The sequence below is a fragment of the Devosia sp. UYZn731 genome, assembly GCF_040546795.1.
GTDB lineage: Bacteria > Pseudomonadota > Alphaproteobacteria > Rhizobiales > Devosiaceae > Devosia.
The window spans coordinates 364274-390472 of record NZ_JBEPOL010000004.1; the positions used below are offsets into that span (position 1 = coordinate 364274).

A 26199-nucleotide genomic window follows, 5' to 3' on the forward strand; every position below is an offset into this window, starting at 1 on the left:
TCCATCTGGATGCGAGCTGCCGGGCCTGCGGGGAATAGACATGACACTACCGACCATCGTGACGTTCTGGCACGGGCCAATGAGCTGGCTGGAGCGGCTGTGTGCCGTCTCGTTCGTGCGGCAGGGGCATCGGGTCGAAGTCTATGCCTACGAGCCGATGAACGAGCTGCCCGAGGGCGTGGTCTGGCGCGGTGCGGCTGAGATTTTGCCGCGCGACAAGCTGGTGTTCTACAAGGGGCGCGGCACGCCGGGCGTGTTTTCCGACTATTTCCGCATGAGCCTGCTCAAGGCCGAACGCGGCATCTGGGCGGACCTGGATGTGTTTTGCGTGCGGCCCATCGCCGAACCGCCGGACTATCTGATGGGCTGGGAGCGCGAAGGCTCGGTCAATGGCGCGGTGTTGTTGTTGCCGGCGCAGTCCGAATTGCTCGATAATTTGCTGGCAGTGTTCACCCAAGCGAAGCGCCCACTGTTGGAGCCGCATCTGCCGATCGGACGGCGGCTGGAGGTCGCGGCGCGACGATTGATGGGGCAGGCGGTGCCGCCCGAATATATGCAATATGGTGCCACGGGGCCGTTTGCGCTGACGCACTATACCCGCGCGCTGGGCCTGACCGGGCAGGTGCAGGCGCGGGAGGTGTTTTATCCGGTGCGCTACGAAGAAATTCCACGACTGATGCAGGCGGGGAGCCGGCTGGAAGAATTTGTGACCCCGGCGACGCTGGCGGTGCACATCTGGCGCAGCCAGATCACCAATCGCGGCCGGGCCGAGATGCCGGTGCCGGTGGCGGACAGCGCGCTGGCGGTGCTGTGTGCGGAGCTGGGGGTGGTAGTTTAGGGGAAGAGCCCCCTCACCCTGCTTGCTCCGCTGAACGCGTCGCAAGCTGTCCCTCTCCCACAAGGGGCGAGGGGGGACGACTGAGAGCTCTCGGCTCTATCCCCTTCTCCCCTTGTGGGAGAAGGTGCCCGAGGCGCGGATGAGGGGGCTTGGACGCGCCGCCCGCCACAAATCCCCCTAGACCCCTCCGTCAAATCGGATATAAAGACATCTTTATATCTCGTGAGGGGCGATGGCCGAGCTGGGAACATTGGTGGGATTGCTGAAAGCGGCGGGTGAGGGGACCCGGTTGCGCCTGTTGGCATTGCTGTCCGATGGCGACCATTCGGTCAAGGACCTCACGGAAATTCTGCGTCAAAGCCAGCCGCGTGTCTCGCGTCATCTCAAGCTGCTGGCCGATGCGGGCCTCGTGCAGCGCAATGCAGAGGGCGCCTGGGCCTATTACGGGCTCGCATCAGGCGGCGAGGGCGCCGAGTTGGCGCAATGGCTAATTACCCGCTTGGATCACAGCGACCCCGAGCGCAAGCGCGATTGCGAACGCCAGCATGCCGTGCGCGCGGCCCAGCAGGAGCAGGCGGCGCAGTATTTCGCCAAGGTGGCTGGTAGCTGGGATCTGCTCAAGACCCTGCACGTGCCCGAATCCGCGGTCGAGGCTGCGGTGGTCGAAGCGCTGGAGGGCAGGGTGGTCGACTTATTGGTCGATCTTGGCACCGGCACCGGGCGCATGCTGGAAGTGTTGGCGGGGTCCTACAAGCGCGGCGTCGGCGTCGATGCCAGCCGCGAAATGCTGGCGGTGGCGCGCTCGCGGCTGGCCAATGCGGCCATCGGCCATGCGCAGGTTCGGCTGGGCGACATCGGCGATCTCGATGCCAGCGTCGGCCCGGCCGATGTGGTGGTGATCCACCAGGTATTGCATTATTTCGACGATCCGGGCCGCATGCTGGCCCAGGCGCGGCGCCTGCTCAAGCCTGGCGGGCAGATCGTCATCGTGGATTTCGCGCCGCACACTCTGGAATTCCTGCGCAGCGAGCATGCCCATCGCCGGCTCGGCTTGTCGCAGGTGCAGTTGGAGACCTGGGCGGCGGCTATAGGAATGGACGTCGATCTGGTGCGGGAATTTCCCAGCGACAGCGGCGAAAACGGACTGACGGTCTGCCTCTGGCGGCTGAACGACAAGAACTGAAAGTTTTGAGACCATGATTGACGACAACGCCCGCGCCAGTCGCCTTACCGCGGAAAAGCGGCCCGACCTGCAGCTCAGCTTCGAATTTTTTCCGCCCAAGACCGACGTCATGGAGCAGAAATTCTGGGAGTCCATCCATAAGCTGGCCCCGCTCAAGCCGCGCTTCGTGTCGGTGACCTATGGGGCCGGTGGCGGCACCCGCGAGCGCACGCTGCGCATGGTGTCCTCGATCAAGGCCGATACCGGGGTCGATGCGGCGGCGCACCTGACCTGCGTCGGGGCCTCGCGCGACGAGGTCGATGCGGTGGTGCGGGGCTATCAAGCCGCGGGGATTACCCGCATCGTGGCCCTGCGCGGCGATGCCCCGGAGGGCGTCGGCCAGCCGTTCACCGCCCATCCCGATGGTTATCGCAATGCGGCCGAACTGGTCGAGGGTATTCGCAAGATCGGCGATTTCGACATCTCGGTGGCGGCTTACCCCGAGCGGCATCCGCAGAGCCCGGACTGGGACAGCGATATCGCCAATCTCAAGCGCAAGATCGATGCCGGCGCCACCCGCGCGATCACCCAGATGTTCTTCAAGAACGCCGATTACCTCCGCTATGTCGAGCGCGCCCGCGCGGCTGGGGTGACCGCGCCGATCGTGCCGGGCATCCAGCCCATCCACAGCTTCAAGCAGATTTCAGGCTTCGCGGCCCGCACCGGCGCGACCATTCCCGCCTGGATGGCCGAGCGCTTCGAGGGGCTGGAGGATGATCCGGAGACCCATGCGCTCGTGGCCTCGGCAGTCGCCGCCGAGCAGGTCATCGAGCTGCTCGACGAGGGCGTGACCGAGTTCCACATCTATACGCTCAACCGATCAAACCTGGCGCTAGCGCTGGCGCGGCTCTTGGGGAAGCGCCCGGATTAGACTGACCCATTGAGTTCCGAGCGCGCACTGACCTGCCTCCCTCCCCCTTGAGGGGAGGGATCGAGGGTGGGGGTGCCGAGGGCTGAGCGAACTCGATGTTCACGGTTTGCTGAACCGCCGACACCCCACCCTAACCCTCCCCTCAAGGGGGGAACGGATCGCGCTCGTGGGGACATCAAGAGAGATGTGAACATCGAGACGGCCATGGATGCATGGGTCCAGGACCCGGATTAACCTTGCGTTCACCATAATCTGGTGCCATGAGACCCGCGCTCGGCGGCCATCGAGCTTGAAGAAGCGTCGTTCAGGTCCCATTCAGGTCGCGGGGAGTGTGGTGGAAGACGGTGCCAATTTCACAAATTGGCCATGAAAACCGGCTTTGTCGCCCGAAAGGGCGGAGCAATTCGGGACTGGAAACATGCAGATCGACCGCCGCATTACCAATGGCCTGGCCTGGGCTGGCCTATGTATTGTCGTCGCCATACCCGTGGCCGACGCCGTTTCCAAGCAGTTGATGGGCGATGACCACCAGGTCGCCCTTGCCACCGTGGTCGAATTGCCCAGCGTAGAAGCCCCGATTCCAGCGCCGTTGAGCCAACGCCCGCATGCCCCGGTGATCGAGACGGCGGCGATCGCGCCGACGCAGCCTGTCGTGGCCAAGCCCGTGGTGCCAGCCGTTGCCAAACCCGTCGCAGCCGCCAATCCGGTCGTCGACAGCTTCCTGTCCTCCGGCAAGGCATTGCCCTCCTATATTACGGGCGGCGACGAGCCGGCACAGGCCGTGGTCGCGCCCGCGCCCGCCAAGCCTGTCGTACCTGCCGTAACCAAGCCGGTCGTTGCCCCGGTTGAAACCGCGGTCGTGGCCCCGGCCAAGCCGATTGTCGCCCCCGAAGCGCCAGTCGCCATCGATCCTGTCGAAGTGGCCGCCCTGCCGGCCGCCAATGTCGCGCCAATGCCGATGCCGCTCTCGATGCGCCCCACGCCGGTGACCCGTCCGCTGGCCACCGCGTCGCGCAATGACGATATCGTGCTGCCCCCCGAAGTGGTGGCCAACAACAATGCCCGGCCTGCGGCGGTCGTTGACGACCTGCGCGATTGGGAATCAGGTCCGCTGTCGGAGTTCCTTGCCCGGCGTCAGGGGCAGCAAAAGTCGTCGGCCACGGTGACCAGCGACCGCGCTTTCCCGGATGGCTATTATGACGACAGCAATGCCGTCCGCCGTCCGCGTCGCGATGTTTATCTCGGGCCGGTGCAGGACGATGCGGTGTTTTTTCCCTTCGTGAACTAATCCGTAGAGCGGCTATGCACTCCTGACGGTGGACCGCCGCACTCTTGCGATATATGCTGGACAAACATATGCGGTACTGCGTCGCCTGACGCGGGCCGCTTTGGTTTGGGAAAGGCTGCCGGAATGTTGTGCTGCGTGCGCAAGCCCGAAGAAAACCACGATGGCTGGCAGAGACTGACCGATTTCATCGGTTCGTTCAGCAAGCGCACGGGCGTCGTCGGCTCGGTGGTCAATATTCTGGACCCCGATACCTGGCTGCCGGGCGGGCGCGAAGCCGCGTTCACGCTGGCGCTGATCGCGCTGGCCGCCAAGATGGCTGTCGCCGACGGGGCCGTGACCGCATCCGAAGTGCGGGCCTTCAACATGACCGTCGAGATCACTGCCGGGCAGGAGCCGCAGGTGGAGCGCCTGTTCAACCTCGCCAAGCAGGATGTCGCCGGCTACGAGCACTATGCCCGCAAGATCGGCCGGTTCTTCCACGATAGCCCCGAAACGCTGGAGCATGTGCTCGACAGCCTGTTCTTCATCGCCACCGCCGATGGCATGGTGCATGAGGCGGAGCTGGATTACCTGCAATCGGTCAGCGATATTTTCGGCTTCGATCCGGCCCGGTTCGAGCAGATGGCCAGCCAGCATGTCATGCTGGAAGAGGGCGTCGATCCTTACCTGGTGCTGGGCCTTGCCCCCAATGCGCCGCCGGCCGAAGTGCGGCGGGTCTATCGCCTGCTGGTGGCTGAGCATCATCCCGACCGCCTGATCGCCAAGGGCGTTCCCGAAGAGCTGATCGATGTGGCGACCGCCAAGATGGCGGCCATCAACCTGGCCTATCAGGCGATCACCAAACCGCGTGTACAGCCGCTGCTCAGCGCTTGACGCGCGGCGCGCAGAGTCTCTAAAGCTTCCCAGCCAGTTGACCGGGTGGCCGCTGTCGCGTGGGTAACTGCGCGATGGAGGAAAGTCCGGGCTCCATCGAAACACGGTGCCGGATAACGCCCGGCGAGGGCGACCTCAGGGAAAGTGCCACAGAAAGTAAACCGCCCCGGCGTGCCGGGGTAAGGGTGAAAGGGTGCGGTAAGAGCGCACCGCGGACCTGGCAACAGGGACGGCACGGTAAACCCCACCGGGAGCAAGACCAAATAGGGATGACGCGGGGCTTCGGCCCCAGCCGGTTTTGAGGCCAGATCATCCGGGTTGGTTGCATGAAACGCCTGGCAACAGGCGTTCAAGATGAATGGCCGCCACGTACGCATCGCAAGATGCGTGCCCTACAGAACCCGGCTTACAGGTCAACTGGCGTTGATTTTTCTGGTGGCGCGGTTGCGGTCCTGCGGCGGCGGCCGATGCCGGCATAAGGCCGGCACCGGTCATGAGCTTTAGGCGGCGCCTGCTTCCTTGACCCGCCGCGGCAGCAGGAAGTCGACCAGTGCGAAAACCAGTACGGCGGCGCCGGTCAGTGGGAATGCCAGGCAGACCGCCAGCGCAATAACGAGCACGGCCCAGGGCGCACGATATTGGCGGGGATAGAGTGGGGCGGCGAATCGACCTTTGGGCCGGCGCATCCACCACATGATGATCCCCGACACCGATACGAAAAGAATGGCGGCGCAGAAGAACAGGTTGAGGACGATGTTCCACCATCCCAGATTACCCTGGTGGAGCGCTATGCCCGCAGCCATGGCCTTGCCGCCGATGCCGTAATCCGCGAAGGCGATTTCCGTCAGCACCTTTCCGGAATACTGGTCGACATGGACGGTGCGGTCGCCGAATGGGTTGCTGCTATCGCCGCTGGTGGAGTCCGAGGAGATGGTGAAGACGCCGGTCGCATCGGCCGGCATGTTGATCCGCACCTGGCCCTGAAAGCCGATCTGGCGGGCCAGCGATGCGACACTATCCAAGGTCACCGCACCTGGCGGAGACATATCCATCCCCTCCATACCAGCCATGTCGTCCATGCCGGCCATACCCGCCATATTCGAATGGTCATGGGATGTCGGCATGGGTGTCTGTTCTAGCGTCCAGGGCACATCCTTCTCGTCGCCGTGGTTCATACTGGCATGCTTGGCATCCGAGAGTGGCAGGCCAGCAAGCTTGCCGGCCGGGAAGGTATTCCAGGCCTGGACGAGTTGGGTACCCCAGACGCCCGTCCATGACAGGCCCGATATCAGGAAGAACAGCATCACCACCGCGAAATAGGCACCTGCGCCCATATGCAGTTCGCGCCAGAAGCCACGGCCGGTGAGCAGGCGCGGCGTCAAGGCCTGCTTGAGCGTTCGCCCCTGTTTTGGCCACCACATATAGAGGCCAGTCAGGAGCAGGATGATCCCCAGGCCTGCGGCGATCTCCAAGACGTGGTCGCCAAAGTCGCCCAGCAGTAGGGTGCCATGGATTTTGGAAGCCCAGTTGAACAGCACGCTGTCCTGGCGGTAGTCGGCGATCACGGCCGTATCGGCCGGGTTGACGGCAACGATGTGCGCACCGTCGGCGGCGGTCACGATGAAGAGGCTGGCCTGATCGGGCGTGGATGGCTGCACATACATGGAGACGGTGCCGCCGGGGATCGCCGCTGCTGCAGCATCGGCTTGAGCCACCAGAGGCGCCGGTGTCGAGGTTGGCGCCACGAAGTGTCGCGGCCCCAGCATGGTCTGCACGGAATTGCCGTAGAGCATGATCATGCCGGTGCAGGCCAGGATGATGAAGAACGGTACAACGAAGAGGCCGGCGTAGAAGTGCCAGCGCCACACGGCACGATAGAGGCGAGAGCTGGCGCGGCTATCGGCTGGCGCTGCCTCGGTTGAGGCTGTGGTCATCGAGTATTATCCAAATAGGCACGCGCGCGCTAGGGGCGGCGGCGAACTGCAGATGCAAGGGGCGGATCGGCGGCTCAAGCGAGCGAGGGCGGTCCGCGTATAGGCTGCAGGGTGGTCGGCCATTGCTGTCGCGCTGACGCAGTGGGCGCCAGGTAGACGAGGGCTTCGGTGCACAGCGCCAGGCGCTCGCCATAAACGGGGGGCTGCGGCAGGTCGGCGCCTGCGCCGATGCGGCAGGCGTGGCACGCGGCGTGGCCCGTCCGGTCGGGAGCGTCGGGAGAACCGCAAAAGGCGGTGTAGGCGCCAACGCTTTGGTAGCCAACCGGTCCAGCCTGGGCGGGAACGGTCTGGTGGCCCAAATTGAGCAGGATCAGCGCCAGCACCATCAGTGCCCGCGTCAACTCCGCCAAATAGGTATTGCGTTGTGCCATTGCGTCCTCGGGCCCTCCGCTACACGGTGGCGCTTCCGATTTCCATCAAAATACTTTGAATCGCACCGACCGCTTTTGCGAGGGCAGCGTGGAGACAACGCCGGCCACGGGCTATCCGGCAAATCGCAGTGACACGCTCGTGCCGCCGCCGCCGCCATAGCTTACAGTCGCGCCCAGGCTATGGGCCATGGCTTTGACGATGCGGCTGCCCAGGCCCGTGCCCTGTGGGGTGCCGGTGCCGTCCCAACCGATCCCGTCGTCTTCGACGCGCAGTTCCACACTCTCGCCGATACGGACCAGCCGGATGCGCACTTCGCCCTGCTGGGTGTCGCGATAGGCGTATTTCATCGCGTTGGTGACGAGTTCGGTGACGATGACGCCGACCGAGGCGGCTTTTTCGGTGGCGAGGGGGAAGCTAACGGCTTCGACATTGATCAGCGCGTGGTGGCCGGCGGCCTTCATGGAGGCATCGAGTTCACCGGCGAGGCTGCGCAGATAATCGCCGATCTCGACCGTGCGGACGTCGTCAGAGGTGTAGAGGTGGCGGTGCACGCCCGCGATGGCGGAAATGCGGGCCTGGGTTTCGGCCAGCGCATTCTTGGCCTCGGCGTTCTGCACCGCATTGGCCTGCAGGCCAATGAGCGCTGCGACCATGGCCAGGCTATTGGCGACGCGGTGATTGACCTCACCCAAGAGCATTTCGGCGCGCTCGCGGGCCTCGCGCATGTCCTGTTCGGCGCGCAGCTTGTCCCGGTTGAGGCGGACGCGTTCGACGGCGTGGTCAATGGCCGAGGCCAGCAATTCCATGAGATCGTCGTCGAGGCTCTTGGCCACATAGTCACTGGCGCCCGATTTCAGCGCGGCGACGGCGACGGCGGTTTCGGCGGAGCCGGTGACATAAACCACGGCGGGATGGTCACTGAGCGACTCCATCGCGGCCAGTACGTCAAGGCCGGTGCCGGTGGGCAGGTAGTGGTCGAGCACGACGACGTCGATGCCGCCCTGGGCGATCCGGGCGAGGCCGGCTTCCCCCGTGGCGGCGTGCTCAAAATGGTATCCGCGCCGCTCCATGGCCTTTTGCACGAGTCGCGCAAGGCCGGGATCGTCATCGATATAGAGTACGCGCGGAATGCGGTTGGGCATGGATCAGTCGGCCTTCGGAATCTGCATCACCGAGAAGAACAGGCCGAGCTGCTTGATGGCATTGGCGAAGCCATCATAGTTCACCGGCTTGGTGATGTAGACATTGGCGCCCAGGTCGTAGCAGCGCTGGATTTCGCGCTGGTCATCGGTGGTGGTCAGCACCACGACCGGCGCGCAGCGGGTATGATCGTTGGCCTTGACCTTCTCGAGGATATCCACGCCCGTCATGTCGGGCAGGTTGAGATCGAGCAGGATCAGCAATTGGCGGCCCTTGTTGACCAGACCCGAGCCATCGGGACCCAGCAGGAAGGCCAGGGCTTCGGTGCCGTTGGTGAAGGGCATGATCTCGTTGGAGACACCTGCGCGGCGGATATTCTTTTCGATCAGGCGCGCATGGCCCTCGTCGTCCTCGATCATGACGATGGTGACCGGCTTGGCTTCGTTGCTCATTGGACGCTCCCGACGTAATTGCGCAGATCGCGCGGCAGGCTGATGGTAAAGGTGGTGCCGGTCCCCAGTTCGGAGACCAGCGTGATTTCGCCGCCCAGGCTGCGCACCATGGTGCGTACATGCGCGAGGCCGATGCCTTCGCCCGGCTGGCTCTGGGCGCCGGAACGGCGGAACAGCTCGAAGACGCGTTCATGGTCGGTGCTGGCAATGCCGCGACCATTGTCCTGCACATCGATACTGATGCGGTTGCCCGCCGCGAGGGCTGCCCGTACCACGATGGTCAGTGGACGGGCGGTATCCTGGTATTTAACGGCATTATCCAGCAGGTTGCCGAGGATCTGCTCCAGCGACAGTTTGTCCGAGACGATGCGCGGCACCTTCACATCGCTCGTCACCGAGCCGCCGTTTTCGCTGATCTGGTGATGCACGGCCGAGGTCGAGGTTTCGATGACCTCGTTGAGGTCGAGCGATTCGGGACGGAGCTGGCGGCGTCCTTCGCGCGAAATCTTGAGGATGGCGTTGATCAGGCCATCCATCTTGCGGGTGGACGAACGGATGAAGCCGATCGCTTCGGGCAGGTCCTCGGTGGCGGCCAGCCGGGCGTCGCTCCAGCGCGGATCGTCGCCGTCGTCATGCCCGTTCATATAGCCCTGCAGCGTGCCGACGGTGCCTTCCAGCTCGGCGGTGAAGCCCATGATATTGACCAGCGGCGCGCGCAGGTCGTGGGTGACGATATAGGCGAAGCGCTGGATTTCCTCGTTGGCCTTGCCCAGGTCGGCCGTTCGCTCGCGCACCCGGTCTTCGAGGCCGGCATTGGCGGCTTCGAGGTCGCCGCGCGCCTTGGCGATGTCGCGCGTATAGGCCATGACGGTCAAGGCGGAGCCGCCCACCACCACGAAGATGACGAAGGCGCCGATGATGGTCACCCAGCGCAGCGCATTGGTGGAACCGCGCTGGTCCTCGATGCCGGCCACGATACGCTCGTCCGCGGCGGTGATGATGCCATCGAACAGGGTGCGGGCCTCGTCCATGGCGTCCTTGCCACGATCAGTCTCGACGATGGCCATGGCCTCGTCGCGTTTGCCGGCGCGTGTCAGCGCAATGGTCTGCGCCAGTTCGGAGAGCTTGTCGGCCACGCCGGCATTCAGTGCGGCAACCGGCGCGTCGGCCTCGGGATAGGGCTTGAGCACCGTGTTGAACCGCTCCAGCAGATCGGAAATCTGCGGCAGCGCGTCGTTATAGGGTTCGAGATAGCGTTCTTCGCCGGTCAGCAGGAAACCGCGTTGGCCGGTTTCGGCGTTCTGCAACGCGTTGCGCAAATTGACGGTGGCCGAACGGGCAATGCGCGCTTCCAGGCCCTCGTCGAAATAAACCTGGTTGCGTTCGACCAGCCAGATCGTGGTGCCCACGATAGCGGCCAGTGCCAGCAGGCCGACCAGCAGCAGGGCTGCGGTCGAGCGGACCAAGGCATTGCCGGAAATGGGCATTCAAGGCGTTCCTTCACACTGGTGCACGTTCATGGCGCAAAGGCAAAAGGGGGGCAATATGCAAAGTATAATTGTGGGGCGTTTGTCTGTTTTTATCAGCGGGGTCAGACCGTTCTCTCCGTTTTCGTGCCCGCTGGGGGCGATGGCCAGCGAGCGCCGCCACCAAAACATCGTCTCAAAATCCGAATGGGAAACAGAATCTTAAAACGTCTTGGTCAAAGTGCGCAGACTATGCGTACCGGTCCTGTCGGCCGGTGTTGGAGTTCGCCAGATGGGCAAGCGTTCCCTGCCCGATACCAGCCAGAATGCCGGACCCCACATTCCGGTGCTGCTCGATGAAGTGCTTACCGCGCTTGCCCCCTTGGCCGGCGCGCGAATCGTCGACGGCACGTTTGGAGCGGGTGGATATTCGCGCGCGCTGCTGCAGGCCGGCGCCCACGTGGTGGCGATCGATCGCGACCCTGGCGTCATGCCCTTCGCCGATGCGCTGACGGCCGAATTTCCCGATAGCTTCACCTTCGTGGCCGGCACGTTTTCCCAATTGGACACCCTGGCGGCCGAGCATGGCCCCATCGATGGCGTGGTGCTGGATATCGGCGTCTCTTCGATGCAGCTTGATGAGGCCGATCGCGGCTTCTCCTTCATGCGCGACGGGCCGCTCGATATGCGCATGAGCGGGCAGGGCGAGAGCGCCGCCGACCTCGTCAATACGCTCGATGCCGAGCCGCTGGCCAACCTGCTCTATGCCTTTGGCGAAGAACGCAAATCGCGACGCATTGCACAGTTTATCGTCGCGGCCCGCGAGACCGCGCCCATCACCACGACGCTGGAACTGGCAAAAATCATCGAGAAGGCCATCGGCCGCAAGCCCGGCGACGCCCATCCGGCGACGCGCAGCTTCCAGGCGCTGCGCATCGCGGTCAATGGCGAGTTCGACCAACTGGTCGAGGGCCTGTTCGCCGCCGAGCGGCTGTTGCCCGAGGGTGGCCGCCTGGCGGTCATCACCTTCCATTCGCTGGAAGACCGCATCGCCAAGCGCTTTTTCGATCCCGACAAGGGTGGTCCGACCCAATCGCGCCACCTGCCGCAGGTGCAAACCGAGGCACGCCGCTGGATCGAGGTTCGCAAGCCCGTCAAGGCCGGTGAAGCCGAGCTCGGCCGCAATCCCCGTGCACGCTCGTCGACCCTGCGCTCGGCCCAGCGATCCGACGCGCCGGCGCGGCCGGTGCGGCTCGATGGATTGGGCGTGCCCCAAGTCAGGGGCGCCGCATGATCCGCAATCTGAACATCATTCTGATCTTCACCAGCGTGGTCATGCTGTCGGGCGTCTATGCGCTCAAATTCGCCATCGAGCATACGGCAAGCGAGCGCACGGCGCTGATCGCCCTGATCGATAGCCAGGAGGGTGACCTCTCGGTGCTCAAGGCCGATGAGGCGGTGCTGAACCAGCCCGGCCATATCGAGCCCATCGTCAAGCGCCACCAGGAGGCGCTGGCCATTGTGCCGGTGGCCCAGAAGCAGTTTGGCGCCTTTGCCGATCTGCCGATGCGCCCGGCCCAGCCCGACAATGCGGCGCTCGACGCCTTGCTGCGTTCGCTCGATGCGGGTGTCGATCCGATTGATGCGATCCTGACCTCTGAAGGTATCGAATAATGGCGATCACCGCCGAAGACTTCGCCCCCACCATTGCGCTCGACGGCACCCGCAAGGTGCGCGGAAACATGACCCAGGCGCGATTGCGCTGGGTCATCCTGGCCATCGTGCTGGGTTTTGCCACGGTCGGCGGGCGGCTGGTGCAACTGGGCATGATCGTGCCCGACAATTCCATCGAAGGGGTGGCGCGCGCCGAGATCACCGCGACGCGCCCCCCGATCCTGGATCGCAACGGCCTGGAAATGGCCGTCGATATCCGCGTGCCATCGCTTTATGCCGAGCCGCGCCGGATCATCGACGTCGAAGAGGCCGTGTCCAAGCTGCGCACCGTGCTGCCCAATCTGAGCGAAAGCTGGCTGCGCAGCCGGCTGACCGGCGACAAGGGCTTTGTCTGGCTACAGCGCGAACTCAGCCCGGCTATCGAAGAGCGGGTAATGCGGCTGGGCATTCCAGGCATCGAATTTCTGACCGAATCCAAGCGTTTCTATCCGGGCATGAACGAGGCCTCGCATATTCTTGGCTCGACCAATATCGACAACCAGGGCATTGCCGGCATCGAAAAGCACATGGACGTCGAGGACGTGGCGCTGCTGCAGGACCTGGGTCTGGCGCGCGGCAATGCGCTGACGCCGGTGCAATTGTCGATCGATATGCGCGTGCAGCACGTCGTGCACGAAGAAATGGTCGACGCGCTGACCCGCTACAAGGCGATCGCGGCGGCCGGCGTGATCATGGATATCCATACCGGGGAGATCGTCGCTTTGGCCTCGGTGCCCGATTTCGATCCCAATGATCCCTCCACAGCGTTGGTCAAGGACAGTTTCAACCGCATTACCGCCGGCATTTACGAGCTGGGCTCGACCTTCAAGACCATCACCATTGCGGGCGCCATCGATAGCGGCGCGGTGACGCTCAACGACAAGTTCGATGCGCGGTACGGCATTCGCTACGGCCGCTATACGATCGACGATTTCCACGGCAAGCACCGTGTCCTCTCGGTGCCGGAAATCTATAAATACTCCTCCAATATCGGCACCATCCGCGTCATGCAGGCCATGGGCAAGGAGAATTACCGCGCCTTCCTGACCCGCATGGGGCTGGATACGCGCGTGCCGTTCGAACTGCCGGAAATGCGGTTGCCAAACGTGCCGAAGAATCCGTCCGATATCAGCGCGGCTACGATGAGCTTCGGGCATGGTCTGAGCGTTTCCCCACTGCATATGGTGGTGGCGATGTCGGCCATTGCCAATGGCGGCAATTACATTGCGCCCACGCTCTATCGCCGCAGCCTGGAGGAAGCGCAGTCGGAATATGTGCGCGTGCTCAAGCCTGAGACCAGCCGCGACATGCGCTATCTCATGCGGCTCAACTCGCTGGAAGGCTCCGGCAGCCTGACCGAGAAGATCGCCAAGGGCTACCGCGTCGGCGGCAAGACCGGAACGGCCGAAAAGGTCGAAAACGGCGTCTATTCCCACAGCAAAGACTTCAACGTCTTTGCCGCCGTGTTCCCGATGGATGCGCCCCAATACGCACTTGTGGTCGTGGTCGACGAACCCCAGGTCGAAGAGGGCGGGCTTGGCACCAATTCCGCCTATAATGCAGGCATGATGAGCGGACGCATCGTGCAGCGCATCGCTCCTATGCTGGGCGTTGCTCCCAATTTCAGCCAGGCGCTCGACGACGCCATGGTTCCTCCCAATCTCATCAGATAGATTGATCCAGAAGGATAATCTCCAGTGTCACTCAGCGTATCTCAACTGCTCGAAGGCTCGGGTGCTCGCCCCAAACGGGGGCTTGGCGCCGTATTCGGCCTGCGGTCAGACAGCCGCAATATCGAACCGGGCGACATCTTCTTCGCCCTGCCGGGCGGCAAGATCCACGGCAACGACTTCATCGACGAGGCGGTGCGGCGCGGCGCGCTCGCCGTCATCACCGACTTGCATCCCGTGGGCGATCCGGGCGTGCCGGTCATCGTCGTCAGTGATGTGCGGGCCGCCTACGCGCGCGCGGCCTCGCGCATCTTCGAGCCGCAGCCGGAAATCAATGTGGCGGTGACTGGGACCAACGGCAAAACGTCTGTGGCCTCGTTTGTTCGCCAGATATGGACCTATGCGGGCATCGCCGGGGCCAGCATCGGCACGCTTGGCGTCGATACCGAGACCCGCCATATCGATGGTAGCCTGACCACGCCGGACGCGCGCAACCTGCATCAGTCGATGCGGGCGCTCAAGGCGCAGGGGATCGATCACGTCGCCCTCGAGGCCTCCAGCCATGGGCTGGAGCAGCGGCGGCTGGACGGCATCCATTTCGAGGCAGTGGCCTTCACCAATCTCAGCCGCGACCATCTCGACTATCACCCCGATATGGACGCCTATCGCAATGCCAAGCTGCGCCTGTTCACCGACCTCCTGGTCAACGGCGGGCCAGCGGTGGTCAATGTCGATGATCCCGAATACGAGCCCTTTATGTTCGCCGCGCTGGGCAATGGCTCGACGCTGCTGACCGTTGGCCGCGAAGGCGCCTATATCGAAATCCTGTCGATCGAAACCGAAGGCTATGGCCAGCGTGTCGAGGTCCGCCACGTCGGCGAGAAGCTCAGCTTCCATCTGCCGCTTACTGGCGAATTCCAGGTCAGCAATGCGCTGGTCGCCGCCGCTTTGGCGATGTCCAGCGGCGTCGACAAGGAACATGCTTTCCCCGCTCTCAGCGAACTCAAGGGTGCCAAGGGGCGCCTGGAGTTGGTGGCCGAGCATAAGGGCGCGGCCATTTTCATCGATTATTCGCACACGCCCGATGCGCTCAAGACCGCGCTGAACGCGCTACGGCCCTATGCGAAGGGCTCTCTGCGGGTGGTGTTCGGCTGCGGCGGAGATCGCGACAAGGGCAAGCGTCCACAAATGGGCGCAATCGCCAGCGAACTTGCCGATAGCGTAATCGTGACCGACGATAATCCGCGCACCGAGGACGCCGCGACCATCCGCAAGGAAATCATGGCCGCTGCGAAGGGTGCCAAGGAGATCGGCGACCGCAAGGACGCCATCGTCACCGCGATCAAGGCTTTGAAGGCGGGCGATGTCCTGCTGATTGCCGGTAAGGGTCACGAGGACTATCAGATCATCGGCACGACGAAGCACCATTTTTCCGACCATGAAGTGGTGGCGGAAGCGATCAAGGGATAGGCATTTGGGCATGGTGGGTGGATCAATGAGAACTTTTGCAACTGCACAAGTTACCCCCACCCCTATCTCCTCCCCACAAGGGGGAGGCAGACAATCCCAATCGCTCGTCTTCTCACAACCACAATGTTCGCAGTTCCTTCGTCTTCCTCCCCCTTGTGGGGAGGGGACAGGGGTGGGGGTTTCTGCTTTCCATCCCAGCGCACCAATCACGCCATGACCAAACCCCTCTACACTCTCGACGCCGTCCTCACGGCAACCGGCGGCCATGCCGATGGCATCACTACTTCTGCCATCAACTCCATCACCATCGACTCCCGCGAGATCGGTCCCGACGCATTGTTCGTCGCCATCAAGGGTGATCGCTTCGACGGCCACTCTTTCGTGGCGACTGCGCTTGCTGGCGGCGCCGTTGCCGCATTGGTCAGTGACGGCAAAGCCGGCGGTCCCGGCACCATCGTGGTCCCCGACGCTCTCGCAGGCCTAGCCGACCTGGGTCGCGCTGCTCGCGCCCGCAGCCGCGCCAGTATCGTCGGCGTCACCGGCAGCGTCGGCAAAACCACCACCAAGGAAATGATCCGTACCGTCCTCGCCGCCGCCGGACAGACCCACGCGTCGATCAAGAGCTTCAACAATCACTGGGGCGTCCCGCTGATGCTGGCCCGCATGCCCGAAGAAGCGCAGTTCGGCGTTTTCGAAATGGGCATGAACCATGCCGGCGAAATCGAGCCGCTGGCCAAGATGGTGCGCCCGCATATCGCGGTGATCACCACTGTCGCTCCGGCCCATCTGGAAGCTTTGGGATCGCTTGAGGGGATCGCTGCCGCCAAGGCGGAAATTTTCACCGGCCTCGAACCGGGCGGGACGGCGGTGCTCAATGCCGATCATGAACAGATCGATCTGCTGCGCGAGCATGCGAGAGCGGCCGGGGTCGAAAAGGTGGTCACCTACGGTTTCTCGCCGGACAGCGATTGGCACATCGTTCGCTACGAAACGGCGGCCGACAAAAGCTTTGCAGAAATCCAGCATGCTGGTTCAAAATACGACCTGGTGCTCAATGTTCCGGGCCGCCACATGCTCGCCAACGCGACCGGCGCACTGGCCGTCAGCTTCATCGCCGGGGTCGAGCCGGCCGTCGCGCTGGCAGCACTTGCTACCTTCGGCGCGCAGGTCGGCCGGGGGCAAAAGCTCAGTTTCGGCGATGAGGATAAGCCGCTTATCTTGCTGGATGAGAGCTACAATGCCAACACGGCCTCGATGATTGCCGCGCTCGACGTCTTCTCCAGCCAGACCGCCGTGGGCCGCAAAGTGCTGGTCCTGGGCGACATGCTGGAACTTGGTGAGCAGAGCCCGCAATTGCACGCTAGCCTCGCCGATGCCGTAAGTGCCTCTGGCGCCAACAGAATTTATCTCGTTGGCCCGCAGATGGCGGCGCTCGCGGCCGAACTTGGCTCCGAGGCTGTCACCGCCCATACACAGGCGGCAGCCGAGATGGCGGAGATTGTGCTGCGCGATCTTGCCTATGGCGACACAGTTATGGTCAAAGCATCCAACGGCATCGGGCTGGCGGATATCGTTGATAAAATCCGCAAACGGTTCGCCTGAACCCCGAGACGAGGACGCGTCCAAGCATGTTGTATTTACTCGGTCAGCTCGGCGAAAGCCTCACGGCGTTCAACGTTTTCCGCTACGTCACCTTCCGCACCGCCGGCGCCGTCGTCACGGCCCTATTCTTCGTGTTCATGTTCGGCCCCGGCATGATCGCCCTCCTCCGCCTCAAGCAGGGCCGTGGCCAGCCGATCCGCGAGGACGGGCCGGCCGGGCACCTGCTGACCAAAAAAGGCACGCCAACCATGGGCGGGCTGATGATTTTGTCGGGCGCCGTGCTGTCGACACTGCTGTGGTCGAACCTGGCAAATGGCTATGTGTGGGTGGTGCTGTTCGTCACCATCGGCTTCGGCGCCATCGGCTTTTACGACGACTATCTCAAGGTCAAGCGTATGAGCCATAAGGGTTTTGGCGGCAAGCAGCGCCTGCTGATCGAGGCTATTATCGGGCTCATCGCCTGCTACGCGATTTCCAGGCTGAGCGAGCCGGCCTATGCGACCTCGCTGCTATTCCCGTTCGTCAAGGGACTGGCCTGGAACATGGGCTATTTCTTCATAGTGCTGGGCGGCTTCGTCATCATGGCGGCGGGCAATTCGGTCAATCTGACCGATGGCCTCGATGGCCTCGCGATCGTGCCGGTGATGGTGGCGGCGGCGTGCTTTGCGCTGATCGCCTATTTGGTCGGCAGCGTGACATTTTCGGACTACCTGTTGCTCAATTATACGCCGGGCACGGCGGAGTTATCGGTCGTCTGCGGAGCGCTGATCGGGGCAGGGCTGGGGTTCCTCTGGTTCAATGCGCCGCCCGCTCAGATCTTCATGGGCGATACCGGCTCGCTGGCTTTGGGCGGCGCCCTGGGCACCATCGCCGTGGCCACCAAGCATGAAATCGTGCTGGCGATTATCGGCGGGTTGTTCGTGCTGGAGACCGTATCGGTGATCGTGCAGGTGGCGTCGTTCCGGCTGACGGGCAAGCGCGTGTTCCGCATGGCGCCGATCCATCATCATTTCGAGGCGCTGGGCTGGACCGAGAGCCAGGTGGTGATCCGGTTCTGGATTATATCCTTTGTGCTGGCACTGATCGGGCTCAGCTCTCTGAAACTTCGGTAACCGAGTCGCAAAACGCGAAGCCGACAGGGAATCGGTAACCATCGGCGGGCTAGAGTGGCGGGGAATTCTTTTTCCCTTCCAGGAGGCCGGGCTGACCGGCGCGCGCATGATGTTTTCCCGCGCAGAAAAGACGCCGTTGGCGGAGTGGTGGTGGTCGATCGACCGCGAATTGCTCGGGGCGCTGATCCTGTTGATGACCTGCGGCATGGTGCTGAGTTTTGCCGCCAGCCCGCCTGTGGCCGAGCGTATCGGGCTATCCCCGTGGTTCTTCGTGATCCGCCATGCGCTGTTCTGCCTCGCGGCGCTGCCGGTGATGATCGCGACGTCGTTTCTCAACCATCGGCAGGCGCGGTTCTGGGCGCTGGGGACGCTGATTATCAGCGTTGCGCTGCTCTGGGCGACGCTGAAATTCGGCACTGAAGTCAAGGGTGCGCGGCGCTGGGTGTCGTTTGCCGGCCAGTCGATCCAGCCGTCTGAATTCGTCAAGCCGGCCTTCGCCGTGTTGGGCGCATGGCTGTTTTCCGAGAGCATGGTGCTGAGGAACGTGCCGGGCAAGATCATCGCGACGGTGATCGCGTTCACCATCGTCGCCGGACTATTGCTGCAGCCTGATATCGGGCAAACGGCGCTGATCCTGGCCACCTGGGCAGTGCTGATGTTCGTATCGGGGATTTCCTGGTGGATCATTTTTGGCATGGCGGGAGCGGGCGGCGGGTTGCTGTTCGGCGCCTATATTTTCTTCCCGCACTTTTCCAAGCGCGTCGATACCTTCCTCAATCCTGAGGGGGGCGGCAATACCTATCAGATCGACCGGGCGCTGCAGTCCTTGCTGGAGGGTGGCTGGTTCGGCCGGGGCCCGGGTGAATCAGAGGCCAAGAAGCTGATCCCCGACGCCCATGCCGACTATGTGTTCTCGGCAGCGGCCGGCGAGTTCGGCATCCTGTTCTGCATGGTGCTGGTGGGGCTCATCTGCTTCATCGTGATCCGGGCCATGCTGGGTGCGCAGCGGCAAACGAGCCTGTTCGCGCGGCTGGCGGCATCGACGCTGGCAATCCAGTTCGCCATGCAGTCGGGCATCAACCTGGCGGTGAACCTCAACCTGATCCCGCCCAAGGGCATGACCCTCCCCTTCGTCAGCTATGGCGGCACCTCGATGATCGCCATCGCCTTCGGCATGGGGCTGATGCTGGCGTTGACGCGCTCCAAGCCCGAAGAGCGGTTGACGACGGGCATCCCGGTTTACCGCAGCGCATTGGCGCCAGCGGAATGAAGACATTTGTTTTGATGGCGGGCGGCACGGGAGGACATCTCTTCCCGGCCATGGCGCTGGCGCAGGAACTCAAGCGGCGCGGGCACGAGATCGTGCTGATGACCGACCATCGGGTGGCCAATTATGGCGCCGATTTTCCGGCAAAGGAAATCCATGTGGTCCCGGCGGCAACGCCGTCGCTGAGCAATCCGATAAAGTTCGTGACGGGCGGGTTCAAGATTGTCGGCGGGATTGCCGTGGCGTTCGGCAAGTTGGGCAAGGTCAGGCCGGATGCGGTGATCGGGTTTGGCGGCTATCCGACCTTTCCGCCGTTTGTTGCGGCAAGCCTGCGCGGCATTCCGGGGATTTTGCACGAGCAGAATGCGGTGCTGGGACGGGCCAACCGGGCGCTGTCGCGGTTCGCCGATATTCTCGCGCTGAGCTTTCCGCAGACCAAATTCGTCGATGCCCTGACGCTGGAAAAGCGGGTGACGGGCAATCCGGTGCGCGACCGGGTGCGGGCGATTGCACGCACGCCCTATCCGGCGCTGGACGGGCAGAGCCCGATCCGGGTGGTGATTTTTGGCGGTAGCCAAGGGGCGCGAGCCTTTGCCGATCTGGTGCCGCCGGCCATTGCGCTGCTGCCCGAAGAGATCAGGCATCGGCTGCAGGTGGTGCAGCAGTGCCGGGCGGAGGATTTGGACCGCGTGACCGAGGCCTACCGGCAAGCCAAGGTCAATGTGGAGCTGGCGGCGTTTTTTGAAGATTTGCCGGAGCGCATGGCGCGTGCGCATCTGGTGATCGGCCGCTCGGGAGCTTCGACCATAGCGGAGCTATGCGTGCTGGGGCGGCCGGCGATCCTGGTGCCGCTCCCGGGCGCGATCGATGCCGACCAGAAGAACAATGCCATGGTGATGGAGGCCGCAGGCGCCGGCTGGATCGCCGAGCAGGCCACGCTTTCGCCGCTTTCGCTGGGCACTCGGCTCACGACTTTGTTAACCAATCCTGATGCCCTGCAAACGGCAGCCGCAGCGGCCCGCGCACTGGGCCAGCCGCTCGCCGTGGAAAAGCTGGCAGACCTGGCTGAAATGCTGGCCGGCAAGGGCACGACCGAAATGGAACGCACTCAATGAAAATGCCGCGCAATATCGGGCCGGTCCACTTCGTCGGTATCGGCGGGATCGGCATGAGCGGGATCGCCGAGATCCTGCACAACCAGGGCTATGTGGTCCAGGGATCCGACGCTGCCGCCAATCCCAATGTCCAGCGCCTGCAGAGCATGGGCATCAAGATTGAAATCGGCCAACGCGCCGAGAACTTGGGCGAGGCGGCGGTGGTCGTCGTTTCGTCGGCGATCAAGAAGGGTAATCCGGAGCTTGATGCAGCGCGTGCGCGCGGATTGCCGGTGGTGCGGCGAGCCGAGATGCTGGCCGAAATCATGCGCTTCAAGAACGCCATCGCCATTGGTGGCACGCATGGCAAGACCACGACGACGACGCTGGTGGCGACGCTCCTGGATGCCGGCAATCTCGATCCGACGGTGATCAACGGCGGCATCATCAATGCCTATGGCACCAATGCGCGCCTGGGCGAGGGCGAGTGGATGGTGGTGGAGGCCGACGAGAGCGACGGCACTTTCGTCAAGCTGCCGGCCGATGTGGTGGTGGTCACCAATATCGATCCCGAGCATCTCGATCACTACCACGACTTCGAAGGCGTCAAGAAAGCCTTCCACAACTTTGTCGAGAATGTGCCGTTTTACGGCTTTGCGGTGATGTGTCTCGACCACCCCGAAGTGCAAGCGTTGGTCGGAGAAATCCGCGACCGGCGCGTGATTACCTATGGGCGCAATCCGCAGGCCGATGTGCGGCTGGTGGATCTGGAAACTATCGACGGGGTCAGCCATTTCGCGGTGGAAATTCGCGACCGCATCCGCATGACGCAGTTGCGTATCGACGGGCTGGAACTGCCGATGCCGGGCGTTCACAACGCGCTCAACGCAACGGCGGCGATCGCCGTGGCGGACCAGTTGCATGTGCCGGCCGAGGCGATCCGCAAGGGGCTCAAGGGCTTTACCGGGGTAAAGCGGCGCTTCACCAAGACCGGCGTGGTCGGCGGGATCACTGTGATCGACGATTACGGGCATCATCCGGTGGAGATCGCGGCAGTGCTGAAGGCTGCGCGCTCGTCGACCAGGCGCGATGTGATCGCGGTGGTGCAGCCGCATCGCTATTCGCGGCTCAACGACCTGTTCGATGATTTTGCCGCCTGCTTCAATGACGCCGATACGGTGATCGTGGCGCCGGTCTATGCGGCGGGCGAGCAGCCGATCGCTGGTGTGACGCATGAGGAACTGGTCAACCGTATCCGGGCGCGCGGGCATCGCGATGCGCGGGTGCTGGACAAGGCCGAGGACCTGCCTGCGCTGATCGCCGAGCGCGCGGCTGACGGGGATTATGTGGTGCTGCTCGGCGCGGGCAATATCACGCAGTGGGCCGGGGCATTGCCGGCCGAGCTGGGCGCGCTGCTCGGGAAGGATGTGCAATGAGCAAGCACGTTGCCGTCCTGATGGGCGGGTGGTCGCAGGAGCGGCCGGTGTCGTTGAAATCGGGCACTGAATGCGCGGCGGCGTTGCGGCGCGCCGGATATCAGGTGACCGAGGTCGATGTCGGGCGGGACGTGGTGGCGGTGCTGACCGCGCTCAAGCCCGATGTGGCCTTCAATGCGCTGCATGGGCCGTTCGGGGAGAGCGGGATGATCCAGGGCGTGCTGGAGCTGATGGAACTCCCCTATACCCATTCGGGCGTGCTGGCCTCCGCGCTGGCCATGGACAAGCATCAAGCCAAGATCATGCTGAAGGCAGCTGGCGTACCAGTGACCGATCACGTGATCGTGTCAAGGGCCGAAGCGGGCCGCGCGCATGTCATGCCGCCGCCGTATGTGATCAAGCCGATCGCCGATGGGTCGAGCTTTGGCGTGTTCATCGTCAAGGCCGAGACCAGCCATCCGCCGCAGGAAATCCTGCGGGAAGACTGGAAATCTGGCGAGGACCTGATGGTCGAGCGCTATATCCCGGGACGCGAGTTGACTTGTGCGGTGATGGGCGACGTGGCGCTTGGGGTGACGGAAATCGTCACTAATCTCGACTTCTACAACTACGACGCCAAGTACGCCGAAGGTGGCTCCGTCCACATCATTCCTGCGCAACTGAAACCGAAAATTTACGACAAAGTGCAGAAGATGGCTTTGGCCGCGCATGCGGCGTTCGGGTGCCGGGGCGTGACGCGAACCGACTTCCGTTACAACGAGGCGGCGGGCGAGGACGGCGAGCTGGTGTGCCTGGAAATCAATACCCAGCCGGGGATGACCCAGACCTCGCTGGTGCCTGAGCAGGCTTTGCATGCCGGGCATTCGTTCGAGGAACTGGTCGCCTGGATGGTGGAGGACGCGAGTTGCAACAGGTAGGCACCAAGGCGTTCGTCGCCGGCGCAAGGGTCATCGACCCGCGCGCGCTGCCTGTGCATGTCTCTGCGCCGCGTCGACGGCTGCGCAATAATTTCGGCCGAACCTGGATTTTGCACCGCATCGCCGTGGTGCGGATCGTCGTGGCGGTGGTCGCCGTAGTGGCGGTGGGTGTGCTGTATGAAACGCGCGATGCCGTCATCCAGGCTGGCGCGAACCTTGCTGTGGTGGCGCAGGGACAATTGGGCCATACCTCCTTCGCGATTGGTGAAATCTCCATCAGCGGGCAGTCGCTGACCAGCGAACAGTCGATTTTCGACGCGCTGGGCGTTGAGCCGCACACGTCGAGCGTGAGCTTCGATGTAGAAGCGGCGCGGCAGCGGATCGCGGAACTGCCGTCGGTCGAGACCGTCAATATCCGCAAGATTTATCCGGGTGACCTGGTGGTCACCATCACCGAAAAAGTGCCGGTCGCGCGCTGGCGCGTCGATGGCGTGACCTTCGTCGTCGACGGCGAGGGCGAGCAGATCGGCGAAGATCACGGCACCTATAGCGAGCTGCCGCTGGTGGTGGGCGATGGGGCCGCAGACGACGCGCTGGGAATGATCATGGCGCTGAAGCAATATCCGCATCTGCAGGATGGGCTGGTGGCGCTGTCGCGCATCGCCGATCGGCGCTGGGACCTGATCTACGACACCGGCCTGCGGGTGCAATTGCCTGAGCTAGGGGTGGCTCAGGCGCTGAAGCGCCTCGACTATTACCAGAACGATTTCCAACTGCTCGACCGCGACGTGACCCAGATCGACCTGCGGGTTGCCAGCATCGTGGCGGTACGTCCGACCAAGACAGAAGAACCACCCAAGAAATGATGACCGATTCGATGACATCGCGGCTGCGGCCCGTGCAACCCGGCAAGACCACGCTGGTGGCGGTGCTCGATATCGGCTCGACCAAAATCTGTTGCGTCATCGCCCGGCTGACGCCGCGCGCCGAAGGCAAGGCGCTGCGGGGGCGTTCGCATCAGGCCGAAGTGATCGGCTTCGGCTATGGGCCATCCTCGGGCGTCAAGAGCGGTGTGGTCAGCGATATCGAAAAGGCCGAGCAGGCGATCCGTTCGGTTGTCGGCATGGCCGAGCGCGCCGCCGGGCTGACGCTGGAATCGGTGATCGTCAACGTAACGGCCGGCCGGCTGGGCTCGGAGATGTTCTCGGCGGCGGTGTCGCTGGACGGGCAAGAAGTCGAAAAGTCGGACATTCACCGCGTGCTGAAGGCCGTCAACGAGCGCAGCGTGCGGCCCGAACGCTCGATCATCCATGCGCTGCCGATCGGCTATTCGCTGGACGGGCAGAAGGGCATTCGCGATCCCAAGGGAATGGTGGGCGAGCAGCTCGGCGTCGACGTGGCGGTGGTGAGTTCAGAGACGCTGGCGATGCGCAACCTGGAACTGGTGCTGCATCGGTGCCACCTGCAGATCGAGGCGCTGATCGCGACGCCTTACGCATCCGGGCTGGCGGTGCTGGTGGACGATGAGTCCCAGCTCGGCGTGGCCTGCATCGATTTTGGCGGGGCGACGACGACGGTCTCGGTCTTTAACAATGGGCACCTCTGCTACGCTGATGCGATCGCCATTGGCGGGCATCACCTGACGCTGGATATCGCGCGGCAGCTTTCGGTCAGCGTGGCCGATGCCGAGCGGCTGAAGACATTCTATGGCTCGGTGCTGCCGGGGCAGGCGGACGAGCGTGACATGATCTCGATCCAACCGGTTGGCGCGACGCATGACGAGGCGCCGGGGCAGGTGGCCCGTTCGGTGCTGACGCGCATCATGCGGCCGCGGATCGAGGAAATCCTGACCGCCGTTCGTGACCGCATGCAGGCGACCGGGATGATGGATGTGTGCGGCCGGCGGTTCGTGTTGACCGGCGGGGCCAGCGAGATGACCGGCCTGCCCGAGGTGGCGCGGCGGATTCTGGCGCGCAATGTGCGCAATGGGCGGCCGATGGGTATTGCCGGCCTGCCGGAAATGGCCAAGGGCGCGGCTTTTGCCAGCGTGGCGGGCATGCTGATCTATCCGCAGGTGTGTGCGCGCGAATATGCCGAGCCACGCAGCGTGCGCAAATTGACCGGCACGGACGGGTATTTTTCGCGCGTTGGGCATTGGCTGCGCACGAGCTTCTGAGGGTGGTCAAGCCTACCCGCATTACATTTTGGCAAGGCTGTCGTGCAGCGTGTTCAAGCGCGTTGACAGGCCCGTTGCGCGGGCGCATGACGCGCGCAGTGGTCCAGCCACTTCAACCCAGAGAAACCCCATGAACCCCGACAGTCGAAGTTGTTCTTCGATCCCCTTGGCGGTCCAGCGCGCCTGACAGCGATGTCGGCTCGGCGGACCGTAACCGGTCTTGCCCAGGAGCCTCGCCATGCTGCGCGCTTATCAACATCAAACCAATAAACTCATCCAGATTCCCGTATCCGAAGGCAGTTTGACCGAAGGACTGGTCTGGCTCGACCTGCTCGATCCGACGCCCGAGGAAGACAATCTCGTCGAGTCGCTGCTGGGGATCGTCATCCCAACCCAGGCCGAAATGGAAGAGATCGAGCTGTCGGCCCGGCTTTATAATGAAGACGGCGCCGAGTTCATGACCATGACGGCACTGTTCAAGCTGGACACCGAAGAGCCGTCCAAGACTCCGGTGACCTTCATTCTCAAGGGCATGACACTGGTGACGGTGCGCTATGCCGAACCCAAGCCGTTCCTGGCGTTTTTGACGCGGGCGCAAAAGGCCAAGGGCATTATCTGCGGCTCGGGCGAGCAGGTGTTCCTGGGGCTGCTGGAGGCGATGATCGATCGGACGGCCGATGCGCTGGAGCGGGTCGGCTACGAGATCGACCATATTTCGCGCGACGTTTTCCGCAAGAAGAAGTCCAGCGCCAAGCAATTGCAGCAGGATTTGCGCTCGATCATCGAACAGATCGGCGCCAAGGCCGAACTGTTGACGATGGTGCAGGAGAGCCTGGTCAGTATTTCGCGGCTGGCGGCGTTTCACTCGGCGCCTGATGCCCCCACCACCAAGGCGGGACGCGAGACGCGGCAGTTGATCAAGCTGATCCAGCGCGATGCGCTCTCACTGGGGGAACATGCGCGCACGCTATCGAGCAAGATCAATTTTCTGCTCGATGCCACGCTTGGTCTGATCAATCTGGAGCAGAACCAGATCATCAAGATATTCTCGGTGGCCGCCGTGGTGTTCCTGCCGCCGACGCTGGTGGCCTCGATCTATGGCATGAACTACGCCATCATGCCCGAATTGCAGTGGACCTTCGGCTATCCGTTCGCCCTGGGGCTGATGGTCCTGTCGGCCATCCTGCCGTATCTCTATTTCAAGCGCCGCGGCTGGCTCTAGGTCG

23 protein-coding genes and 1 other RNA gene are annotated in these 26199 nt (G+C 63.4%); 19 read left to right on the forward strand and 5 right to left on the reverse strand.

What is annotated here, in order from left to right; genetic code table 11:
• Nucleotides 1-40 precede the first annotated feature (40 nt).
• The 6 genes from ABIB57_RS12380 to rnpB all read left to right on the forward strand — a co-directional run bounded on the left by ABIB57_RS12380 (nucleotide 41) and on the right by rnpB (nucleotide 5517).
• The gene (locus ABIB57_RS12380) at nucleotides 41-838 is read left to right on the forward strand and encodes a glycosyltransferase family 32 protein (RefSeq protein ID WP_354041155.1); all 798 of its coding nucleotides are present in this window, start codon (nucleotides 41-43) and stop codon (nucleotides 836-838) included.
• A gap of 232 nt (nucleotides 839-1070) precedes the next feature.
• Nucleotides 1071-2021: an ArsR/SmtB family transcription factor gene (locus ABIB57_RS12385; RefSeq protein WP_354041157.1), complete on the forward strand. Its 951-nt coding sequence runs from the start codon at nucleotides 1071-1073 to the stop codon at nucleotides 2019-2021.
• A 13-nt stretch (nucleotides 2022-2034) separates the two neighbouring features.
• The gene (metF, locus tag ABIB57_RS12390; protein WP_354041158.1) at nucleotides 2035-2931 is read left to right on the forward strand and encodes a methylenetetrahydrofolate reductase [NAD(P)H]; all 897 of its coding nucleotides are present in this window, start codon (nucleotides 2035-2037) and stop codon (nucleotides 2929-2931) included.
• Between the two features lie 418 nt (nucleotides 2932-3349).
• Nucleotides 3350-4219: a hypothetical protein gene (locus ABIB57_RS12395; protein WP_354041160.1), complete on the forward strand. Its 870-nt coding sequence runs from the start codon at nucleotides 3350-3352 to the stop codon at nucleotides 4217-4219.
• Between the two features lie 135 nt (nucleotides 4220-4354).
• Nucleotides 4355-5092 carry a TerB family tellurite resistance protein gene (locus ABIB57_RS12400; RefSeq protein ID WP_354041162.1) on the forward strand — a complete coding sequence of 246 codons (738 nt, stop codon included), beginning with the start codon at nucleotides 4355-4357 and terminating at the stop codon, nucleotides 5090-5092.
• Nucleotides 5093-5125: 33 nt separating this feature from the next.
• An RNA gene (gene rnpB / locus ABIB57_RS12405) (RNase P RNA component class A) lies at nucleotides 5126-5517 on the forward strand.
• A 75-nt stretch (nucleotides 5518-5592) separates the two neighbouring features.
• On the opposite strand, the gene ABIB57_RS12410 is transcribed toward rnpB, so the two are convergent.
• The 5 genes from ABIB57_RS12410 to ABIB57_RS12430 all read right to left on the reverse strand — a co-directional run bounded on the left by ABIB57_RS12410 (nucleotide 5593) and on the right by ABIB57_RS12430 (nucleotide 10537).
• Nucleotides 5593-7026, reverse strand: a complete 1434-nt coding sequence (locus tag ABIB57_RS12410; RefSeq protein WP_354041164.1) for a PepSY-associated TM helix domain-containing protein — start codon at nucleotides 7024-7026, stop codon at nucleotides 5593-5595.
• Nucleotides 7027-7100: 74 nt separating this feature from the next.
• A complete protein-coding gene (locus tag ABIB57_RS12415) occupies nucleotides 7101-7457 on the reverse strand; it encodes a hypothetical protein (protein WP_354041165.1) in 357 nt (118 codons plus the stop codon).
• Between the two features lie 111 nt (nucleotides 7458-7568).
• Nucleotides 7569-8600: a histidine kinase dimerization/phosphoacceptor domain -containing protein gene (locus ABIB57_RS12420; RefSeq protein ID WP_354041167.1), complete on the reverse strand. Its 1032-nt coding sequence runs from the start codon at nucleotides 8598-8600 to the stop codon at nucleotides 7569-7571.
• 3 nt (nucleotides 8601-8603) lie between these two features.
• Complete coding sequence (locus ABIB57_RS12425) at nucleotides 8604-9050, reverse strand: response regulator (protein ID WP_354041168.1); 447 nt, start codon at nucleotides 9048-9050, stop codon at nucleotides 8604-8606.
• Nucleotides 9047-10537 (reverse strand): sensor histidine kinase, encoded by a 1491-nt coding sequence (locus ABIB57_RS12430; protein ID WP_354041170.1) that lies wholly within the window; start codon nucleotides 10535-10537, stop codon nucleotides 9047-9049. Before ABIB57_RS12430 ends, ABIB57_RS12425 begins: the two co-directional genes overlap by 4 nt.
• A gap of 271 nt (nucleotides 10538-10808) precedes the next feature.
• Between ABIB57_RS12430 and rsmH the strand changes: the two genes are divergently transcribed.
• The 13 genes from rsmH to corA all read left to right on the forward strand — a co-directional run bounded on the left by rsmH (nucleotide 10809) and on the right by corA (nucleotide 26195).
• Complete coding sequence (rsmH, locus tag ABIB57_RS12435) at nucleotides 10809-11810, forward strand: 16S rRNA (cytosine(1402)-N(4))-methyltransferase RsmH (protein WP_354041172.1); 1002 nt, start codon at nucleotides 10809-10811, stop codon at nucleotides 11808-11810.
• Nucleotides 11807-12190, forward strand: coding sequence for a cell division protein FtsL (gene ftsL / locus ABIB57_RS12440; RefSeq protein ID WP_354041174.1), 384 nt, complete (start codon nucleotides 11807-11809; stop codon nucleotides 12188-12190). The genes rsmH and ftsL overlap by 4 nt, the downstream gene beginning before the upstream one ends.
• Nucleotides 12190-13902 carry a peptidoglycan D,D-transpeptidase FtsI family protein gene (locus ABIB57_RS12445; RefSeq protein WP_354041175.1) on the forward strand — a complete coding sequence of 571 codons (1713 nt, stop codon included), beginning with the start codon at nucleotides 12190-12192 and terminating at the stop codon, nucleotides 13900-13902. The genes ftsL and ABIB57_RS12445 overlap by 1 nt, the downstream gene beginning before the upstream one ends.
• A 24-nt stretch (nucleotides 13903-13926) precedes the next feature.
• The gene (locus ABIB57_RS12450; protein WP_354041177.1) at nucleotides 13927-15369 is read left to right on the forward strand and encodes a UDP-N-acetylmuramoyl-L-alanyl-D-glutamate--2,6-diaminopimelate ligase; all 1443 of its coding nucleotides are present in this window, start codon (nucleotides 13927-13929) and stop codon (nucleotides 15367-15369) included.
• Nucleotides 15370-15582: 213 nt separating this feature from the next.
• On the forward strand, nucleotides 15583-16971 hold the full coding sequence (locus ABIB57_RS12455) for a UDP-N-acetylmuramoyl-tripeptide--D-alanyl-D-alanine ligase (RefSeq protein ID WP_354041179.1): 1389 nt from the start codon (nucleotides 15583-15585) through the stop codon (nucleotides 16969-16971).
• A 26-nt stretch (nucleotides 16972-16997) separates the two neighbouring features.
• Nucleotides 16998-18083, forward strand: a complete 1086-nt coding sequence (mraY, locus tag ABIB57_RS12460; protein ID WP_354041181.1) for a phospho-N-acetylmuramoyl-pentapeptide-transferase — start codon at nucleotides 16998-17000, stop codon at nucleotides 18081-18083.
• Between the two features lie 109 nt (nucleotides 18084-18192).
• Nucleotides 18193-19353 carry an FtsW/RodA/SpoVE family cell cycle protein gene (locus ABIB57_RS12465; RefSeq protein WP_299723239.1) on the forward strand — a complete coding sequence of 387 codons (1161 nt, stop codon included), beginning with the start codon at nucleotides 18193-18195 and terminating at the stop codon, nucleotides 19351-19353.
• Entirely contained in the window at nucleotides 19350-20465 is a 1116-nt protein-coding gene (gene murG, locus ABIB57_RS12470) for an undecaprenyldiphospho-muramoylpentapeptide beta-N-acetylglucosaminyltransferase (RefSeq protein ID WP_354041185.1), read from the forward strand. Before ABIB57_RS12465 ends, murG begins: the two co-directional genes overlap by 4 nt.
• On the forward strand, nucleotides 20462-21880 hold the full coding sequence (gene murC / locus ABIB57_RS12475; RefSeq protein ID WP_354041187.1) for a UDP-N-acetylmuramate--L-alanine ligase: 1419 nt from the start codon (nucleotides 20462-20464) through the stop codon (nucleotides 21878-21880). Before murG ends, murC begins: the two co-directional genes overlap by 4 nt.
• Nucleotides 21877-22797 carry a D-alanine--D-alanine ligase gene (locus ABIB57_RS12480; RefSeq protein WP_354041189.1) on the forward strand — a complete coding sequence of 307 codons (921 nt, stop codon included), beginning with the start codon at nucleotides 21877-21879 and terminating at the stop codon, nucleotides 22795-22797. The genes murC and ABIB57_RS12480 overlap by 4 nt, the downstream gene beginning before the upstream one ends.
• Nucleotides 22785-23663 (forward strand): cell division protein FtsQ/DivIB, encoded by an 879-nt coding sequence (locus ABIB57_RS12485; protein WP_354041191.1) that lies wholly within the window; start codon nucleotides 22785-22787, stop codon nucleotides 23661-23663. The genes ABIB57_RS12480 and ABIB57_RS12485 overlap by 13 nt, the downstream gene beginning before the upstream one ends.
• Nucleotides 23660-24973, forward strand: a complete 1314-nt coding sequence (gene ftsA / locus ABIB57_RS12490) for a cell division protein FtsA (RefSeq protein ID WP_299722674.1) — start codon at nucleotides 23660-23662, stop codon at nucleotides 24971-24973. The genes ABIB57_RS12485 and ftsA overlap by 4 nt, the downstream gene beginning before the upstream one ends.
• Before the next feature lie 238 nt (nucleotides 24974-25211).
• Entirely contained in the window at nucleotides 25212-26195 is a 984-nt protein-coding gene (corA, locus tag ABIB57_RS12495; protein WP_354041194.1) for a magnesium/cobalt transporter CorA, read from the forward strand.
• Nucleotides 26196-26199: the final 4 nt, after the last annotated feature.

Bases quoted from the DNA above. Each gene is read 5' to 3' on its own strand.
- ABIB57_RS12380 (WP_354041155.1), top strand. From the start codon at position 41: ATGACACTACCGACCATCGTGACGTTCTGGCACGGGCCAATGAGCTGG.
- ABIB57_RS12385 (WP_354041157.1), top strand. From the start codon at position 1,071: ATGGCCGAGCTGGGAACATTGGTGGGATTGCTGAAAGCGGCGGGTGAG.
- metF (WP_354041158.1), top strand. From the start codon at position 2,035: ATGATTGACGACAACGCCCGCGCCAGTCGCCTTACCGCGGAAAAGCGG.
- ABIB57_RS12395 (WP_354041160.1), top strand. From the start codon at position 3,350: ATGCAGATCGACCGCCGCATTACCAATGGCCTGGCCTGGGCTGGCCTA.
- ABIB57_RS12410 (WP_354041164.1), bottom strand. From the start codon at position 7,026: ATGACCACAGCCTCAACCGAGGCAGCGCCAGCCGATAGCCGCGCCAGC.
- ABIB57_RS12415 (WP_354041165.1), bottom strand. From the start codon at position 7,457: ATGGCACAACGCAATACCTATTTGGCGGAGTTGACGCGGGCACTGATG.
- ABIB57_RS12420 (WP_354041167.1), bottom strand. From the start codon at position 8,600: ATGCCCAACCGCATTCCGCGCGTACTCTATATCGATGACGATCCCGGC.
- ABIB57_RS12425 (WP_354041168.1), bottom strand. From the start codon at position 9,050: ATGAGCAACGAAGCCAAGCCGGTCACCATCGTCATGATCGAGGACGAC.
- ABIB57_RS12430 (WP_354041170.1), bottom strand. From the start codon at position 10,537: ATGCCCATTTCCGGCAATGCCTTGGTCCGCTCGACCGCAGCCCTGCTG.
- rsmH (WP_354041172.1), top strand. From the start codon at position 10,809: ATGGGCAAGCGTTCCCTGCCCGATACCAGCCAGAATGCCGGACCCCAC.
- ftsL (WP_354041174.1), top strand. From the start codon at position 11,807: ATGATCCGCAATCTGAACATCATTCTGATCTTCACCAGCGTGGTCATG.
- ABIB57_RS12445 (WP_354041175.1), top strand. From the start codon at position 12,190: ATGGCGATCACCGCCGAAGACTTCGCCCCCACCATTGCGCTCGACGGC.
- ABIB57_RS12455 (WP_354041179.1), top strand. From the start codon at position 15,583: ATGACCAAACCCCTCTACACTCTCGACGCCGTCCTCACGGCAACCGGC.
- mraY (WP_354041181.1), top strand. From the start codon at position 16,998: ATGTTGTATTTACTCGGTCAGCTCGGCGAAAGCCTCACGGCGTTCAAC.
- ABIB57_RS12465 (WP_299723239.1), top strand. From the start codon at position 18,193: ATGTTTTCCCGCGCAGAAAAGACGCCGTTGGCGGAGTGGTGGTGGTCG.
- murG (WP_354041185.1), top strand. From the start codon at position 19,350: ATGAAGACATTTGTTTTGATGGCGGGCGGCACGGGAGGACATCTCTTC.
- murC (WP_354041187.1), top strand. From the start codon at position 20,462: ATGAAAATGCCGCGCAATATCGGGCCGGTCCACTTCGTCGGTATCGGC.
- ABIB57_RS12480 (WP_354041189.1), top strand. From the start codon at position 21,877: ATGAGCAAGCACGTTGCCGTCCTGATGGGCGGGTGGTCGCAGGAGCGG.
- ftsA (WP_299722674.1), top strand. From the start codon at position 23,660: ATGATGACCGATTCGATGACATCGCGGCTGCGGCCCGTGCAACCCGGC.
- corA (WP_354041194.1), top strand. From the start codon at position 25,212: ATGCTGCGCGCTTATCAACATCAAACCAATAAACTCATCCAGATTCCC.